This is a genomic window from Cellulophaga algicola DSM 14237, from assembly GCF_000186265.1.
GTDB classification, from domain to species: domain Bacteria; phylum Bacteroidota; class Bacteroidia; order Flavobacteriales; family Flavobacteriaceae; genus Cellulophaga; species Cellulophaga algicola.
The window spans coordinates 433061-448249 of the sequence record NC_014934.1 but is presented as its reverse complement, the minus strand read 5'-3'; the positions used below and the strand labels follow the sequence as shown (position 1 = coordinate 448249).

18 protein-coding genes are annotated in these 15189 nt (G+C 33.7%); 9 read left to right on the top strand and 9 right to left on the bottom strand.

The window, feature by feature from the left end; genetic code table 11:
* Window positions 1-24: 24 nt before the first annotated feature.
* Together CELAL_RS01925 and CELAL_RS01920 are read left to right on the top strand one after the other, a co-directional pair.
* Entirely contained in the window at window positions 25-483 is a 459-nt protein-coding gene (locus CELAL_RS01925) for an Lrp/AsnC family transcriptional regulator (protein ID WP_013549228.1), read from the top strand.
* Between the two features lie 92 nt (window positions 484-575).
* Complete coding sequence (locus CELAL_RS01920) at window positions 576-1994, top strand: hypothetical protein (protein WP_013549227.1); 1419 nt, start codon at window positions 576-578, stop codon at window positions 1992-1994.
* Here the strand turns inward: CELAL_RS01920 and CELAL_RS01915 are convergent.
* Window positions 1981-2706, bottom strand: a complete 726-nt coding sequence (locus tag CELAL_RS01915) for a DJ-1/PfpI family protein (RefSeq protein WP_013549226.1) — start codon at window positions 2704-2706, stop codon at window positions 1981-1983. The genes CELAL_RS01920 and CELAL_RS01915 overlap by 14 nt on opposite strands.
* 167 nt (window positions 2707-2873) lie before the next feature.
* Here CELAL_RS01915 and CELAL_RS01910 point away from each other — a divergent pair, with 167 nt between their 5' ends.
* Window positions 2874-3518 (top strand): DUF1684 domain-containing protein, encoded by a 645-nt coding sequence (locus tag CELAL_RS01910; RefSeq protein ID WP_013549225.1) that lies wholly within the window; start codon window positions 2874-2876, stop codon window positions 3516-3518.
* 53 nt (window positions 3519-3571) lie between these two features.
* Here the strand turns inward: CELAL_RS01910 and CELAL_RS01905 are convergent, their stop codons facing one another.
* From CELAL_RS01905 to CELAL_RS22825, 7 genes are all read right to left on the bottom strand, one after another.
* A complete protein-coding gene (locus CELAL_RS01905; RefSeq protein WP_013549224.1) occupies window positions 3572-4846 on the bottom strand; it encodes an ammonium transporter in 1275 nt (424 codons plus the stop codon).
* Window positions 4847-4856: 10 nt separating this feature from the next.
* Window positions 4857-5195 (bottom strand): P-II family nitrogen regulator, encoded by a 339-nt coding sequence (locus CELAL_RS01900; RefSeq protein ID WP_013549223.1) that lies wholly within the window; start codon window positions 5193-5195, stop codon window positions 4857-4859.
* A 262-nt stretch (window positions 5196-5457) separates the two neighbouring features.
* On the bottom strand, window positions 5458-6480 hold the full coding sequence (locus CELAL_RS01895) for an outer membrane beta-barrel protein (RefSeq protein WP_013549222.1): 1023 nt from the start codon (window positions 6478-6480) through the stop codon (window positions 5458-5460).
* Between the two features lie 121 nt (window positions 6481-6601).
* Window positions 6602-7918 (bottom strand): ammonium transporter, encoded by a 1317-nt coding sequence (locus CELAL_RS01890; RefSeq protein WP_013549221.1) that lies wholly within the window; start codon window positions 7916-7918, stop codon window positions 6602-6604.
* A 27-nt stretch (window positions 7919-7945) separates the two neighbouring features.
* Window positions 7946-8284, bottom strand: a complete 339-nt coding sequence (locus tag CELAL_RS01885; protein WP_013549220.1) for a P-II family nitrogen regulator — start codon at window positions 8282-8284, stop codon at window positions 7946-7948.
* Window positions 8285-8625: 341 nt separating this feature from the next.
* On the bottom strand, window positions 8626-8997 hold the full coding sequence (gene crcB / locus CELAL_RS01880) for a fluoride efflux transporter CrcB (RefSeq protein WP_013549219.1): 372 nt from the start codon (window positions 8995-8997) through the stop codon (window positions 8626-8628).
* A gap of 301 nt (window positions 8998-9298) precedes the next feature.
* Window positions 9299-9487, bottom strand: a complete 189-nt coding sequence (locus tag CELAL_RS22825; RefSeq protein WP_013549217.1) for a hypothetical protein — start codon at window positions 9485-9487, stop codon at window positions 9299-9301.
* Between the two features lie 41 nt (window positions 9488-9528).
* On the opposite strand from CELAL_RS22825, the gene CELAL_RS01865 reads away from it, so the two are divergent.
* Window positions 9529-9915 (top strand): pyrophosphohydrolase domain-containing protein, encoded by a 387-nt coding sequence (locus tag CELAL_RS01865; RefSeq protein WP_013549216.1) that lies wholly within the window; start codon window positions 9529-9531, stop codon window positions 9913-9915.
* A 44-nt stretch (window positions 9916-9959) separates the two neighbouring features.
* Here the strand turns inward: CELAL_RS01865 and CELAL_RS01860 are convergent, their stop codons facing one another.
* Window positions 9960-11027, bottom strand: a complete 1068-nt coding sequence (locus CELAL_RS01860) for a branched-chain amino acid aminotransferase (protein WP_013549215.1) — start codon at window positions 11025-11027, stop codon at window positions 9960-9962.
* Window positions 11028-11133: 106 nt separating this feature from the next.
* Here CELAL_RS01860 and CELAL_RS01855 point away from each other — a divergent pair, with 106 nt between their 5' ends.
* From CELAL_RS01855 to dnaJ, 5 genes are all read left to right on the top strand, one after another.
* Window positions 11134-11637, top strand: coding sequence for a DUF4920 domain-containing protein (locus CELAL_RS01855; protein ID WP_013549214.1), 504 nt, complete (start codon window positions 11134-11136; stop codon window positions 11635-11637).
* A 1-nt stretch (window position 11638) separates the two neighbouring features.
* The gene (mnmD, locus tag CELAL_RS01850; RefSeq protein ID WP_013549213.1) at window positions 11639-12301 is read left to right on the top strand and encodes a tRNA (5-methylaminomethyl-2-thiouridine)(34)-methyltransferase MnmD; all 663 of its coding nucleotides are present in this window, start codon (window positions 11639-11641) and stop codon (window positions 12299-12301) included.
* Between the two features lie 92 nt (window positions 12302-12393).
* Entirely contained in the window at window positions 12394-13308 is a 915-nt protein-coding gene (locus CELAL_RS01845) for a TIGR01777 family oxidoreductase (protein ID WP_013549212.1), read from the top strand.
* Between the two features lie 167 nt (window positions 13309-13475).
* The gene (locus tag CELAL_RS01840; protein WP_013549211.1) at window positions 13476-14033 is read left to right on the top strand and encodes a nucleotide exchange factor GrpE; all 558 of its coding nucleotides are present in this window, start codon (window positions 13476-13478) and stop codon (window positions 14031-14033) included.
* A 9-nt stretch (window positions 14034-14042) separates the two neighbouring features.
* On the top strand, window positions 14043-15170 hold the full coding sequence (gene dnaJ / locus CELAL_RS01835) for a molecular chaperone DnaJ (RefSeq protein ID WP_013549210.1): 1128 nt from the start codon (window positions 14043-14045) through the stop codon (window positions 15168-15170).
* The last annotated feature ends 19 nt before the right edge of the window (window positions 15171-15189 follow it).

Below are 15189 nucleotides of genomic sequence, written 5' to 3'. Positions count from 1 at the left end.
CAAATATTTTAAACCACATTACTATTGAATCCAAAGATTGATGATTTAAATTGGGGTATTCTTCAAAGCCTCCAGAAAAATGCAAGAGATTCTTTTGCAAATATTGGTCGTAAAGTGGGCTTAACGCCTCCTGCTGTTGCAGAGCGAATCAAGAAAATGGAAGACATGGGAATTATTAATGGTTATAAAGCTATTATATCTCATACAGAAACAGGATATCAGCTAAAAGCCATGATTACGTTGCGCGCTTTTATGGGGAAATTGAAGCCTTTTTTAGAAGCGGTAAAAACTTATGAAGAAGTAGTAAATTGTTACCGAATAACTGGAAATGAGAATATTATCATGGAAGTAGTTTTCAAAGATCAATTTCATTTAGAGAAATTTATTGATAAACTAATTCAATACGGGGAGACTAGAACACATATAATTCTCTCCGAAGTAGTTTCTGATGCACCTGTGGGTAGAAGGCCAAAACCAGGATAGTCTTATTTTTTTATGGGATCTACTATGTAACTGCTTTTTAAATTTGTAACTTTAATTGTAATTTGGCGAGATTTTTGATGCATCAAATTGATATGAAAAAAATAATACTCCTTCTAACTTTTGCCTTTTGTTGTGTGTCAACTACATCAGCGCAAGAAATAACGCTAAGAAAAGGAATTATCTTAGATTCTATTCGTGTAAATGATTCCATTTCAGAAAATTTTGCATTATATCTTCCTAGGAAATTTGATGTAAAAGAACATTGGCCAGTGCTTTTTTTGTTTAACATGGAAGGTAAAGGTAAGGCTGCGATTCAACCTTTTGTTCAGGCAGGAGAAAATCAGAATTATATTCTTGTAGCTTCTAATCATGTAAATGATTCGCTTTCCATTACCCAAAATGTATTAATCGCGAGTAGGGTGATTAATCGTGTTCTTGCTATTTTACCAATAGATGCTAGGCGAATTTATACGGGAGGTATAGCTTTAGGAGGAACGTTTGCTTCTATAATGCCTATTGTTAGTAAAAATATAAAGGGTATTGTTTCTGTGGGTGGTGGTATTGCAAACGCAGATGTTTTAACGCCAGGAAATCCATTTCAATTTATTGGTATTACATCAGTAAATGAATATAAAAGTATTCAAATGGAGGAATCAGAGCGTCTTTTAAATAACTTAAGGTTTTCAAATCAATTGTTTTTTTATGAGGAGCATACAAATCCTAGTGCTATTTATTTTGTTGATTTAGCCTTACAAGTATTTACGTTAAATGCAATGGCCAAAGGAGAAGTTGTAAAAGATGAAGACTTTATTTTAGACAGCTATCGCAAGAATTTAATGGTGGTAAATAGTCTTATAAAGGATCAGAAGTTATTGCGAGCTTATAGTTTTTCAGAGGAAATAATGGAGATTTTTCGTGTACATTTAGATATTTCGGAACTTAAAGAAGTACAAAAGAGTCTTAGGAAAAGCAAAGAATATAAGGTAGCGAAACGTATGGAATCTAATTATAGATTTCAAGAAGAATTATTGCAAGAAGATTATGATTATGCCGTTTATGAAGATGTAGCTACATATAATTTTAATAATTTAGGCTGGTGGAATTTTCAAATGCAGGAAATTAAAAAGTTTCAGAATGCTGAAAACCCTTACGAACGTCAGATGGGTAATAGGTTAAAGGATTTTGTAGACTATCTGGTAGATAAAAATATAAAAGAATTAAAAGAAGAGAACGTACTAGATGAAGAAGGTCTTACTCTTCTTTATATGCTGAATACGATAACAGATTCTGACAATCATGATGCTTATATAGGAGTGATATCTTTAAGTTCTAAAGTGGAAGATTATAGTACCGCATTATTTTATTTAGAAGAGTTGTTGAAAACAGGATTTACAGATAAACAAAGACTTTATGATATTCCTAATACTGCTTTATTAAGAATTTCTCCAGAGTATAATGCCTTAATGCTAACCTATTTAAAAGAAGCTAGGTATGATATTAAGGAACAATAAAATGAGGTACTTTATTTACGTCCCAATCAATAACAAGACCTTTTGCTAAGGATTGTGCTACTTCTTTCCCGTATAAATATTCGCATAAATAAAGAGCGGCTTCAAAGCTTTTTGCACCACCAGCAGATGTAATATACTTACCATCATGAACAAATAATGAATTTTTCTTTACATTTAATTGCGGGAATTTTTCTTGGTATTTAAGTAAATCTCCAGGAAAAGTTGTAGAGGCAACGGTGTCTAATAAACCAGTTTTAGCTAATACAAAAGCCCCATCGCAATGACTGGTCATAAAAAGAGCTTTTTCATCAACTTTCTTTACAAAACTAAGCATTACAACATCATCTAAATCTGTATCTATATGATGTTCAGCGCTAGGAATTACCAAAATATCAATATTAGGAAGATTATTTTTTGTGTAATCAAAATCTGGGAGAATGCGTACGCCCTCAAAAGTGGTAATGGGTTTTAAGGTGTTCGCTACGGTAAAGACATTCATTGCCTTAATGTTTTTTCGGAACTGTGTGTGTTGAAATATATCGTATGGTGCGGTAAACTCTGTATTATAGGTGCCATCCATAATTAAAAAAGCGACATTGTAGCGATCGGGTTGTATTTTCTCTAAGGCTTTTTTATTACTATGAGTAGAATTAATTTCGCTACAAGAGACCAGCAAGAATATAGAAAGGAGTAAAATAATTGCAGCTTTCATAGGGGTTTTAATTTAAACCGAATTTACAAACAAAACCTAGATGTGCAAGATATGAATGGTAACTATTTTATTTATAAGTTTGTAACTTAGAGGTAATTCTTGTTTTGCTTCAATTAATTAGTAGTAAAAAGAGACTTTAATTTATCTTAAATTAAACCATTTTAGGTATGCGAAAATTGCTTTTTTTAGCGGTAATACTATTGTTGAGTTGTAAGCAAGAGAAAAAATATCATGATGTCGTGGCAAATGAAATTCCTCAAGATGTTTCTAATGCGATGGCAGATATTTTAAAATTTCAACGCGAATTAAATAAGGAATATAAAGATCCTGAAACCTCTCCTCTATATAATAAGGATAGGAAAAATTTTGAGACCTTAGATTTTTTTAAGCCGGACACTACTTTAAGGGTAGTTGCAAAATTTGAAAGAACACCAGACGCTTTGCCTTTTTTAATGGCTACTACGACAGATAGAAAATCTGAAGAAGTAGTGTATGGTATTGCTTATTTTGCTATTGATGGTAAAGACTATCAGTTAGAAGTATATCAAAGCCCTTCGTTAACTGTGCAAGAGAAATTTAGGGAGTATTTATTTTTACCCTTCTCGGATGAAACTAATGGGAATTTAAGTTATACAGGTGGTAGGTATGTAGATTTATCTATCCCTAAAGGAGATACTATAGTGATAGATTTTAATAAAGCATATAACCCCTATTGCGCATATAACAAAAAGTATTCCTGTCCCATAGTACCCAAGGTGAATTACCTTCCTATAAAAATTAATGCAGGAGTAATGGCATTTAAAAAACAATAAATAAACATCGGTTCTAAATTACTTTAGACCCGATGTTTATTGAAAATAATTTATTAATGTTGATTCAGCCTAAAATCTGGATAAGCATCCATGCCATGTTCATGAAGATCTAGTCCTTCAAGTTCTTCTTCTCGAGATACTCTTATGCCAACGGTTTTCTTTAACGTAAAAAGTATTATAAACGTAGTCAAAGAACAAAAGATACCAATAATAACAATACCTGCTAGTTGATATAGAATTTGTGATCCACCAGCTTTAGTTCCTAAGAACCCAACAGCTAATGTTCCCCATACGCCACAAATAAGATGAACGGCAATTGCTCCTACAGGATCGTCTAATTTTATTTTATCAATAAGAGCAACGGCTCCTACAACAAGAATACCTGCTAATGCTCCAATAATTATGGCTTCATTAGGAGACATTAAATCTGCTCCTGCGGTAATCCCTACTAGGCCACCTAAAATACCATTTAGGAACATAGTTAAATCTAAGTTCTTATAGAGTATAAATGAAAATATGAAAGCAGCAATTCCTCCAGCTGCTGCTGCTAATGATGTGGTAACAAGTACTAATGAAGTGCCTCCTGGATCTGCGGAAAGTACAGAGCCTCCGTTAAAACCAAACCATCCTAACCAAAGAATTAATACACCAGCAGTGGCTATGGGAATATTATGACCAGGAATAGCGAATGTTTCTCCGTTTTCATCAAATTTACCAATTCTTGGACCTAATAAATAAACGGCTACAAGTGCTGCCCATCCACCTACAGAATGTACTAGTGTAGAGCCAGCAAAATCATGAAACCCAGCTTCTTTTACAAGTTCTCCTGCTGCATTTACTTCGTTGCCTAGGGTTGAAAGAAATCCGCCGCCCCATTGCCATGAACCTACAATTGGATAAATTAGACCTACATAGATGACAGTAAAAATCATGAAACCTCCAATTTTTATGCGTTCAGCAACTGCTCCAGAAACTATAGTTGCAGCTGTTGCAGCAAACATCCCCTGAAAAAGAAAATCTGTCCAATATGTATAGCCTCCACTAGGGGCGTATTCAGCAGTCATGCCATTTGCGGGAGCTTCAATTCCAAATCCTGCAAATCCTAAAACTCCATTAAAATCCCCAGGATACATAAGGTTAAATCCGGCTATATAGTACAGTAAAAGTCCGGCACAAATAATAAATAGGTTTTTAAATAATATATTGATGGTATTTTTTTGTCTTGTTAATCCAATCTCTAAAAAAGAAAAGCCTAAATGCATGAAAAACACGAGTGCTGTGCATATCATCATCCAAACATTATTAGCTGTAAATAATCCGTCGTTCATAGTGTTTTTATTAGTTGATTCCTGCGCTTCCGCTTTCTTTTGTCCTTATTCTATAGGCTTCCGTTATTTCTGATACAAATATTTTTCCATCTCCAACATTTCCAGTACTAGCAGCTTCTAAAATCGTATGAATTGTTTTTTCTAAGAATTCATCAGATATTACAATGCTTAAATGTCTTCGTTGGATGTCTGTGGTACTGTAAGATATTCCGCGATAAACGTGACCTTGTTTTTCGTTACCAACTCCAGTTACATCCCAGTAGCTAAAAAAGTTTACTTCAATTTCATGAAGTGCTTTTTTTACTTCATCGAACTTGGACTTTCGAATAATTGCCTCGATTTTTTTCATGATTGATTTGTTTGATTTGCTACAAATGTAAATTAAAAATAATTTTTAACAATTCATTAACAAGCTAATTGGTTGATAGTGAAGCGCTATTATTTATTGTAACTAATTGTTTTTTAGGTGTTTGTATCGTGTTTTTTATGATGTTAGGAAATCAAGTATTTCGAAACTAATTTGTGAGAAATCTGACCTTTAGGCAAAGAAAAAGAGCTTGACTTTTAAAAGTCAAGCTCTTTTCAAAATATAAACAATTAACAAATTTAATTTAGAACGAATAAATCGCAGCAATTAAGAATGAAGATAGGCTTTTAGAAGCAGCACCATCGTTATCAAAGAATGCATCATCAGAAGCATTGTCTAATCTTAATTCAGGTTTGATAGTTAAGTTCTCAACAGTATAACTTCCTGTTAAAGTTGCAGCGAAAACGCTAGAATCTTCAACGCCTGTTCCAATTGCGCCATAAGCACCGCTTTCAGCAAAATATTCACCTCTTAATCCTACTGTAAAGCTATCAGAAGTAGCCAATTGTGGGTAGATTGCAGCTCCAAAGAAACCACTACCGTCATTATCTTGGTAAGCAGCATTAAGTCCTAGGAAAACTGAGTCAGATAAATCAAATCCACCTGTATAGTCAATTTCGAAACCTAGGTTTGCATTTCCATCATAGTATAGGTTTAAAAATTGTCCTGAATATCCTAATTGAGCTCCTAAAGAATATTCTCCTGTAAGGTTATTATTTACGTCAGTTACATTCATTACGGCAAGCATTAAACTGAAGTCTTCTGATAAAGCAAAATCTGCTTTAATTCCAACATGTGAAAATGGTCCGTAAGAAAACAAGTAAGATGTGCTGTAGTTAAAGTTCGCAGCAGGTGATATTACTTCATATCCTAAATACGTATTGAAACGACCAGCAGTCAACTTTGTCCCTTCAGATACATTCCAGTATGCATATAATTGGTTGATGTTATATCCACCAGTAGCGTCATCACCTCTAGGTCCAAAAGTTAAATCAGCCACAGCTCCTGTTTTTTCACCTTCATAGCTAGCTATTAAATTAGCCATACCTAATGCAAAACCTGTTTCATTTGCGAAAGAAGATCCTGGAGTTTGCGCTCCAACATCACTAGAACTCAAATTAGTCTTGTAATAAGCATCAACTGTACCGCTTATAGATAATGCTTTTTTTTCTTCAACCTCTTCTTGGGCAACTAAACTAGCTCCTGTAAAAAGTACTGCTGCAAAAAATATATTTTTTACGTAATTCGTTTTTGTAATCGCTTTCATAAATGATGTTTTAAATGTTCCTTTTTTTTTCTGTTAAAGGAATTGTTTGAAAATAAGTGTTGTTTGTTGAAATAATGAGTATTGTAATGGAACGTTCGTTTGAACGTTCCATTGTTTATGTTTATTTATCGTTGATAGTAAACTCAGGATAAGCACTAGAATCATGTTCGTGAATATCTAATCCGTCCATTTCTTCTTCTTGTGTAACTCTTAACCCTATGGTTTTCTTTAAAATGAATAATACGATAAAAGAAGCAACTGCTGCCCAAACTATATAGGCTAGTGATCCGTAAAATTGAACCCATAATAAGCCAGCACCTCCACCAGAAAGAAGACCTCCATCTAAAGCAAAAACACCTACTAATACAGTTCCTAAGAAACCACATACACCGTGTACAGATATTGCTCCAACTGGATCGTCAATTTTTAATTTTCTATCAATAAATTCTATAGATAAAACTACAGTGATACCACATATTAAACCAATAGCTAAAGCTCCCCAAGCATTCACAGCACCACAACCTGCAGTAATACCCACAAGACCGGCTAAAGCTCCGTTCAAAGTCATAGAGATGTCTGGTTTACCATACTTAAGCCATGATAATACCATAGCAGCTACTGCTCCGATAGCGGCAGCAATATTTGTATTTATGATTACGCTACCTACGGCAATAGTATCATTACCGCCGAAAGCCAATTGTGATCCTCCGTTAAATCCGAACCATCCTAGCCAAAGAATTAAAACACCTAAGGCACCATACGTCATATTGTGACCTGGTATAGCATTTACTTTACCGTCTTTATATTTACCAATTCTAGGTCCAACTAAAATTGCAGCAACTAAAGCAGCCGAACCACCTACAGCGTGTACTACTGAAGATCCTGCAAAATCTACAAAACCTGCAACATTTAACCACGCACTGTCGTCAAATGGCCAATACCAACTACCGGATATAGGGTAGATAATTGTAGTTAATACTGCAGAGAATATCAAATAAGTAGAAAATTTAGTTCTTTCAGCGATTGCTCCAGATACAATGGTAGCAGCCGTTGCACAGAATACTGTTTGGAAAAGTAAATTGTACCAATCAGTAGCAGAGAAGAAGAAATATCCTTGATCAGAAGGGCTTGTTCTAAAAAAGCCTCCTAAAACGGTATCGCTGCCGTACATAATACCATAACCTACAGCCCAGAATAGTAATGAACCAATACATAAGTCCATAATGTTCTTCATAATAATGTTACCAGAATTTTTACTTCTAGTAAAACCTACTTCTACAAGTGTAAATCCAGCTTGCATAAAAAATACTAAAATAGCGGCTATTATAATCCATAATGCGCCCATATCGCCATTAATGCTTTGAATAGCTTGGTCTAGTGTCTCTTGGCTGACACCTTCAGCTACTTTTGTTATAGCTTCTTGTTGTGCTTCATTCATAATGTTAGTTTTTTTTGAAAATCTTGATTAGTTAATACCAGCTTGTCCGCTTTCTTTGGTTCTTATTCTATAAGCTTCAGAAACATCTGAAACAAATATTTTTCCATCACCTACATTGCCAGTACTAGAAGCTTCTAATATGGTGCTTACAGTTTTTTCTAAAAACTCATCGGATACAACTATAGTTAAGTATCTTCTTTGAATGTCTGAAGTGCTGTATGAAATACCACGGTATACATGTCCTTGTTTTTCATTACCTACTCCAGTTACATCCCAGTAACTAAAAAAATTAACTTCAATTTGATGGAGTGCTTTTTTCACTTCATCAAATTTTGATTTTCGAATAATTGCCTCGATTTTTTTCATATTTGATTTGTTTGTTGATGAGGCAAATGTATGTTAAAATAATTAACACCCCTTGTTGATGAGGGGTGTTGCTATTATTTTTTTGATAATTGTAATATATACCCCTAAAATTTATGGGTATCATTATTTTTTGATGAAATAAATAAAAATTTGATTTAATTAAATTGATTATTTGCCGTAAAACTTGGGAGAAGTAGATTTTTTTATAGATTTTATTATGATATGTTTAAAAACCAACAAGAAAAGAGGTAAAGTACATAAAATCTAAAAATAGATTCGTTATCGTTTAAATTATAACAAGCAATAGAGAATGTAGAAAATGTGGAAGTTGTAATGATCGTTTAGTTAAGCTTAGTCAGCCAGATACCAAGAGATACTGCAATGATGCCAACCGTAATACTTAAGGTAGTATATAAAGCGAAGGCAAGTAAATCTCCATTTTTTAAAAGAGAATTGTTTTCTAATGCAAAAGTAGAGAAGGTGGTAAAGCCTCCACAAAAACCAGTGGCTAAAAGTAATATTTGGTTTTCGCTAAAATAATTATTCTTTAACGAGAGTCCTAGAATAAGTCCAATGAGTAGGCATCCTAATATATTTACAATAAAAGTGCCTAAATAAAAATTAGTGAAATAGAAATTAAGTGGCTTGCTGATTATATACCTTAGTACACTGCCAAGACCACCGCCTAAAAAAACAAGTAGAATTTGTTTCATACTTTAAAAGTATAAAACTAAACTGCCTTTTTATACTTTGTCTCAAGAATATTTAAAGGATAAATATTCTCTGTAGAAATTTCTGGAAGGTTTATGTCTTTTTTCTCGATTCTTTTCTTATTACTATTTACGCTAAACAGTAATAAAAATGCATTTAAACCGACTAAAATTAACAACACACTAAAAAAGGTAACCATAGAACTTTGTTTATAGTATTACAACGCAAAAATACGTCTTTTCTTACAAAAATCTTAAAATTGTTGTGACCCACTTGATTTTTGTGGTGTATATAACTTTAATGTTAATTTTTAAGTAAATATTTAATAACGAATAGTGAAATAATGAATATTAGGAATGTTAGTCCAACCCATTTAACGCCCTTATAATTTTTTAAATGTAGATTTTTATCTCTTCTATAAGTAAAAAAAATAATTACTACAAATGATAAAAAAAATAGACCTGCAAATATTAATTGTCCTGTACTGAACATATTTTTTAATTTTATGCAAAAATAACCTAATAATAAGACAGATGGAAAATAAACTTAAAGCTGTAGCACTTTTTCATGAAACTTTTGGAATGGGCGTTTCTAAAGCTATGCAAGCTACTTTGGGATCACGTAAAAACCTGCTTCGTTTTAATTTAATGGATGAAGAAAATAAGGAATATCTGGAGGCTGCTGAAAATAACGACTTAGTTGAAGTGGCAGACGCCTTAGGTGATATGTTGTATATTTTATGTGGTACTATTCTAGAACATGGTATGCAATACAAAATAGAAGAGGTGTTCAATGAAATTCAACGTAGTAATATGAGTAAGCTCGGAGCAGATGGGAAACCTATCTATAGAGAAGATGGTAAAGTTTTAAAAGGCCCGAATTATTTTGCGCCGAATATTGATGAAATTTTAAAGGAATAAAAAAACCGCCAATTGGCGGTTTTTTTTTATTATTTGAGTTTTTTCTATAATTTATAACGCCAACCAAATTTATCTTCAGCTTTATTATACTGAATATCGGTGATTCTTTTCTTTAATAAAGAGGCAAAACCTTCTTTTAGTTCAGGTAAGTCATAATCAGTTTCTTTATAACCAAATCCAGAGATAGGAGAAATAACAGCAGCAGTTCCTGCGCCAAACATTTCTTTTAAAGAACCATCTTTTGCAGCGGTAACAACTTCAGAAACTGTTAATTTTCGAACTTCAACGTTAATGTTTTCGTCTTTTGCTATTTCTATAATGCTTTTTCTGGTAATACCATCTAAGATTCTATCACTAGTTGGTCCGGTAATTAAAGTGTCATTAATACGAACAAAAATGTTCATTGCACCAGCCTCTTCAATATATTCATGTGTATTGTCATCTGTCCAAATTACTTGATTATATCCTTTTTCTACGGCTAATTGAGTAGGATAGAATTGTCCTGCATAATTACCTCCTGCTTTTGCAAAACCTACTCCGCCATTTGCAGACCTAGAGTATTTTTCTTCTATCAATACCTTTACTTTTCCAGAGAAATATGCTCCTGAAGGGGCAAGACAAATCATGAATTTGTATTCATTTGCTGGAGATGCGTGGAAGCCGTTACCAGATGCAAAAATAAAAGGTCGTATATACATAGAGCTTCCTTCGTTTTTAGGAATCCATTTTTCGTCAACCTTTAAAAGTGTTTTAAGACCTTCCATGAAATAATTTTCAGGAATTTCTGGAATAGCTAATCTTTTTGCAGAGATGTTAAGTCGTTTGTGGTTGTCTAATGGTCTAAATAGCCAAGTAGAATCTTCGGTGTCCTTGTACGCTTTCATTCCTTCAAAAATAGACTGTCCGTAATGGAAGATTTTTGCAGAAGGATCTAGGGATACAGGACCGTAGGGTACAACTTTTGGGTTTTCCCAAGCACCATTTTTATAATCACAGACCAACATATGGTCTGAGAAGGTACTTCCAAATGATAAATTGTCAAAATCTACTTGATCAATTTTAGATGTTTTACTTTTTTCAACCGTAACTAAGCTATTTGCGGTAGTTTCCATTTATTATATGTTTAATGCAATAAAATTAATGAATAATAACTAGTAGTGCTTCTTTTTTTATCTAAAAATAACCAACTTTGTAACAATTCCGTAATTACTAATAGATATGAAAAGAATTAACATTTTACTTGTGATAATTGTATGCTTTGTGAGTTGCAAGGGTCAAAATAAACAGAGTGTAGCGCAGCCATTACCAGAGGTTGCTACTAATTTTTCTTCTTTTGGAACTGAAATTGGAGCAGATAATGCTTTAAATACAAGTGAGATGACGTTAAAATATCAGAATTTGGGTGTTGCAGATACTATTTCAACAAAATTTTCAGGAACAGTCTTAGCGGTTTGTCAGGCAAAAGGATGTTGGATGAATGTTAAATTGGATAATGGATCTGAGGCAATGGTTAAATTTAAAGATTATGGTTTTTTTGTACCTAAAGATATTGCGGGTAAAGAAGTTGTGATCAACGGTTTGGCATTCGTAGAAGAAATGTCTGTAGAAGAGCAAAAGCACTATGCGGAAGATGGTGATGAATCAGTAGCGGCAATAGCAGCTATTGTTTCTCCAAAAAAGACGTTCAGATTTGAAGCTGACGGGGTACTTGTAAAACAATAATTTGGAACGAAAAATTATAACAACATCAGATGGTTCTACAACCATTCAGATTGTAGATTGGAATGAACAATACCATTCTATCCACGGCGCAATACAAGAAGCATATCATGTATTTATAAAAATGGGTTTGTCTTTATATAAGGATAGAGATGTGTCTATTTTAGAAATTGGTTTTGGAACAGGATTAAATGCCTTAATAACATGTATTGAGGCGCAAAAAATTAATTTAAATGTAAAGTATACTGGCATAGAAGCTTACCCTGTAAGTCTATTAGAGATAAAGCAGCTCAATTACATAGAACAGCTTAAAGCGCAAACGTACGAAGACCTATTTTTAAAAATGCATGCGTCAGACTGGGAAAAACCTATCAAGCTGTCTCCAACTTTTGAACTTATCAAAGAACAGAAGGATTTTATGCATATTAAAAATGAAGGTGCTTATGATTTAATTTATTTTGATGCTTTTGGGGCCCGCGTTCAGCCAGAATTATGGACAGAAGACATCTTTAAAATTATGTATGCAGCTTTAAATAAAAATGGAGTTTTAGTTACTTATGCTGCAAAAGGGAGCGTTCGGAGAGCTATGTTAGCGGTAGGGTTTACCGTAGAACGATTAGAAGGTCCTCCTGGGAAAAGAGAGATGTTAAGGGCTACGAAAAAGTAAGTTAAGAAGCTTGTTAGGTGGGTTTTATGTTAAACCTTAATTAAATAGCATCGGTAAGCTTTTTTAAAAAATTACCTTTATAAAAAATTGCTATGAAGGTATTAATAACAGGTGCTACAGGATTGGTTGGCAATGCTATAGTAAACGAATGTCATAAGAATAATATTGCGGTAAATTTCCTTACGACAAGGAAAGATAAAATAGTAACGAAAGAAAATTATTCAGGTTTTTATTGGAATCCAGATAAGAAAGAAATAGACTTAAATTGTTTTAAGGGGGTTACGGCTATTATAAATTTAGCAGGTGCTTCAATTTCTAAAAGATGGACATCTTCCTATAAAAAAGAAATTCTTACAAGTAGAATCAATTCTTTAAAAACACTTAATTCGGGTTTGTTAAAAGTTGATTCTTCGGCTATTACGTCTTTTGTGTCGGCTTCTGCTATTGGTATTTATCCTAATTCAATAAAAAAATTCTATTCAGAAGACGATCAATTTAAAGCAGATGGCTTTTTATCTGAAGTTGTAACAGCATGGGAAAATGAAGTGGATAATCTTAAAGGCTTTAATTTTAGTCTCGCTAAAATTAGAATAGGGCTTGTCATGTCAAATAAAGGAGGTGCTTTGCCAGAGATGGTAAAGCCTATTAAATTATTTGTAGGGTCTGCCTTCGGTTCTGGCAAGCAATGGCAATCATGGATTCATATTAAAGACTTGGCAAAACTTTTTGTTTTTGCGATTAAGAATGAATTAAATGGGGTGTACAATGGAGTAGCTTCAAACCCTGTAACGAATGAAAAGCTAGTATCAAAAGTAGCCGCTATTTTGGGTAAACCATTAGTGTTTCCAAAAGTTCCAGCATCGATTTTAAAATTAATTTTAGGAGAAATGTCTGCCTTATTATTAGATAGTCAACGTGTTAGTAATAAGAAGATTTTAGAAGAAGGTTTTAAGTTTAAATACTTAAATGTGTGTCCGGCACTGGAGTCTTTATATCCTAAAAAATAAATTAATCTGCCAAATCTAAGTACACTTCGTGATTTTGGCTAAGTCGACTAATCATTTTAATGCTTTTCGGCGTGTTTTTTATAAAGTTTGATGACATTTTGACATTTTTAAAGAATTGGCAGTACTTTTGCCAACTGTTAAGAGCAGAATGAAAAATTGAGTCAAAAATGAGCGATATAAATAACACAGAAGATATAAAAGAAGAAAACTTAGAGCAACAAGACAGCACAGAGAATCAAGATAATTCACCTGAGCAAGTTGAAGTTGTAGAGCTTTCTGTTGAAGAACAATTAAGTGAAGATTTAGCTAAAGAAAAAGATAAATTTTTAAGATTATTTGCGGAGTTCGAAAACTATAAAAAAAGAACTTCTAAAGAACGAATGGATTTATTTAAGACTGCAGGGCAAGAAGTGATTGTAGCTTTGTTACCTGTGTCTGATGATTTTGATAGAGCTATGCAAGAATTAGCGAAATCTAATGATAAAGAAACATTCAAGGGGGTAGAATTAATTAAAATCAAATTCGAACAAGTACTTAAATCTAAAGGCCTAGAAGAAGTAGAGGCTAGAGCTGGTGACGTATTTGATGCTGATATTCATGAGGCAATAACACAAATACCTGCTCCAAATAAGAAGATGAAGGGCAAGATTATAGATGTAATTGAAAAAGGATTTAAGTTAGGCGATAAAATTATCCGTCATCCAAAAGTGGTTGTTGGTAATTAAACATAAAGTATGAAGGAAGATTATTACGACATTTTAGGCATAGCCAAAGGCGCAAGCGCAGCAGAAATTAAAAAAGCATATCGGAAAAAAGCCGTGCAATATCATCCAGATAAAAATCCTGGAGACGCATCGGCTGAAGAGATGTTTAAAAAAGCAGCAGAAGCCTATGAAGTTTTAAGCGACGATAATAAAAAAGCACGTTACGATCAATACGGCCATGCAGCTTTTGATGGCTCTGGTGGATTTGGCGGCGGCGGCGGAGGCGGTATGAATATGGATGACATATTTAACCAATTTGGCGATATTTTTGGTGGTTTCGGCGGTGGCGGCGGATTTAGTGGTTTCGGTGGCGGCGGAGGCGGTCAGCGAAGAGTAAAAGGAAGCAGCTTAAAAATTAGAGTATCCCTTACGTTAGAAGAAGTTGCGAATGGCGTTGAGAAGAAGATAAAAGTTAAACGTAAAATTCAGGCAAGTGGTGTAACGTATAAAACGTGTAGCACTTGTGGTGGTAGAGGTCAAGTAACGAAAGTTACCAATACTATTTTAGGTAGAATGCAAACAGCAGCTACTTGTAGCTCTTGTGGTGGTAGTGGTCAGATTTTAGACCGTAAACCTAATGATGCCGATTCTCAAGGTATGATCGTTAAGGAGGAAACTGTATCGGTTAAAATACCAGGTGGAGTAGAAGACGGTATGCAATTGAAGGTTACCGGAAAAGGTAATGATGCGCCGGGTAATGGTGTTCCTGGAGATTTAATTGTAGCGATTGAAACTCTAGAGCATGAAACACTGAAGCGTGAAGGTGATAATTTGCACTATGATTTATATGTTAGCATATCAGATGCAGTTTTAGGGACCTCTAAGGAGATCGATGCTGTTGTAGGTAAAGTGCGTATTAAATTAGAGCCAGGAATACAGTCAGGTAAAATTTTACGTCTTAGAGGTAAAGGTATTACGGGTCTTAACGGATATGGAGCTGGTGATCTATTAGTGCATGTAAATGTTTGGACGCCGAAAACATTAAATAAAGAACAAAAAGAATTTTTTGAGAAAATGCAGACGAATGAAAATTTTATTCCAAGCCCAGAAAAATCTGATAAATCTTTTTTTGAAAAAGTAAAAGAAATGTTTTCTTAAGTACTTTATAATTTATTTT

What these genes read in the sequence shown, in the direction of transcription:
- CELAL_RS01895 (WP_013549222.1), bottom strand. Translation starts at nt 6,480, where the DNA reads ATGAAAGCGATTACAAAAACGAATTACGTAAAAAATATATTTTTTGCA.
- CELAL_RS01900 (WP_013549223.1), bottom strand. Translation starts at nt 5,195, where the DNA reads ATGAAAAAAATCGAGGCAATTATTCGAAAGTCCAAGTTCGATGAAGTA.
- CELAL_RS01855 (WP_013549214.1), top strand. Translation starts at nt 11,134, where the DNA reads ATGAAAAGAATTAACATTTTACTTGTGATAATTGTATGCTTTGTGAGT.
- CELAL_RS01865 (WP_013549216.1), top strand. Translation starts at nt 9,529, where the DNA reads ATGGAAAATAAACTTAAAGCTGTAGCACTTTTTCATGAAACTTTTGGA.
- CELAL_RS01860 (WP_013549215.1), bottom strand. Translation starts at nt 11,027, where the DNA reads ATGGAAACTACCGCAAATAGCTTAGTTACGGTTGAAAAAAGTAAAACA.
- dnaJ (WP_013549210.1), top strand. Translation starts at nt 14,043, where the DNA reads ATGAAGGAAGATTATTACGACATTTTAGGCATAGCCAAAGGCGCAAGC.
- CELAL_RS01885 (WP_013549220.1), bottom strand. Translation starts at nt 8,284, where the DNA reads ATGAAAAAAATCGAGGCAATTATTCGAAAATCAAAATTTGATGAAGTG.
- CELAL_RS01840 (WP_013549211.1), top strand. Translation starts at nt 13,476, where the DNA reads ATGAGCGATATAAATAACACAGAAGATATAAAAGAAGAAAACTTAGAG.
- CELAL_RS01845 (WP_013549212.1), top strand. Translation starts at nt 12,394, where the DNA reads ATGAAGGTATTAATAACAGGTGCTACAGGATTGGTTGGCAATGCTATA.
- crcB (WP_013549219.1), bottom strand. Translation starts at nt 8,997, where the DNA reads ATGAAACAAATTCTACTTGTTTTTTTAGGCGGTGGTCTTGGCAGTGTA.
- CELAL_RS01915 (WP_013549226.1), bottom strand. Translation starts at nt 2,706, where the DNA reads ATGAAAGCTGCAATTATTTTACTCCTTTCTATATTCTTGCTGGTCTCT.
- CELAL_RS22825 (WP_013549217.1), bottom strand. Translation starts at nt 9,487, where the DNA reads ATGTTCAGTACAGGACAATTAATATTTGCAGGTCTATTTTTTTTATCA.
- CELAL_RS01910 (WP_013549225.1), top strand. Translation starts at nt 2,874, where the DNA reads ATGCGAAAATTGCTTTTTTTAGCGGTAATACTATTGTTGAGTTGTAAG.
- CELAL_RS01890 (WP_013549221.1), bottom strand. Translation starts at nt 7,918, where the DNA reads ATGAATGAAGCACAACAAGAAGCTATAACAAAAGTAGCTGAAGGTGTC.
- CELAL_RS01905 (WP_013549224.1), bottom strand. Translation starts at nt 4,846, where the DNA reads ATGAACGACGGATTATTTACAGCTAATAATGTTTGGATGATGATATGC.
- CELAL_RS01920 (WP_013549227.1), top strand. Translation starts at nt 576, where the DNA reads ATGAAAAAAATAATACTCCTTCTAACTTTTGCCTTTTGTTGTGTGTCA.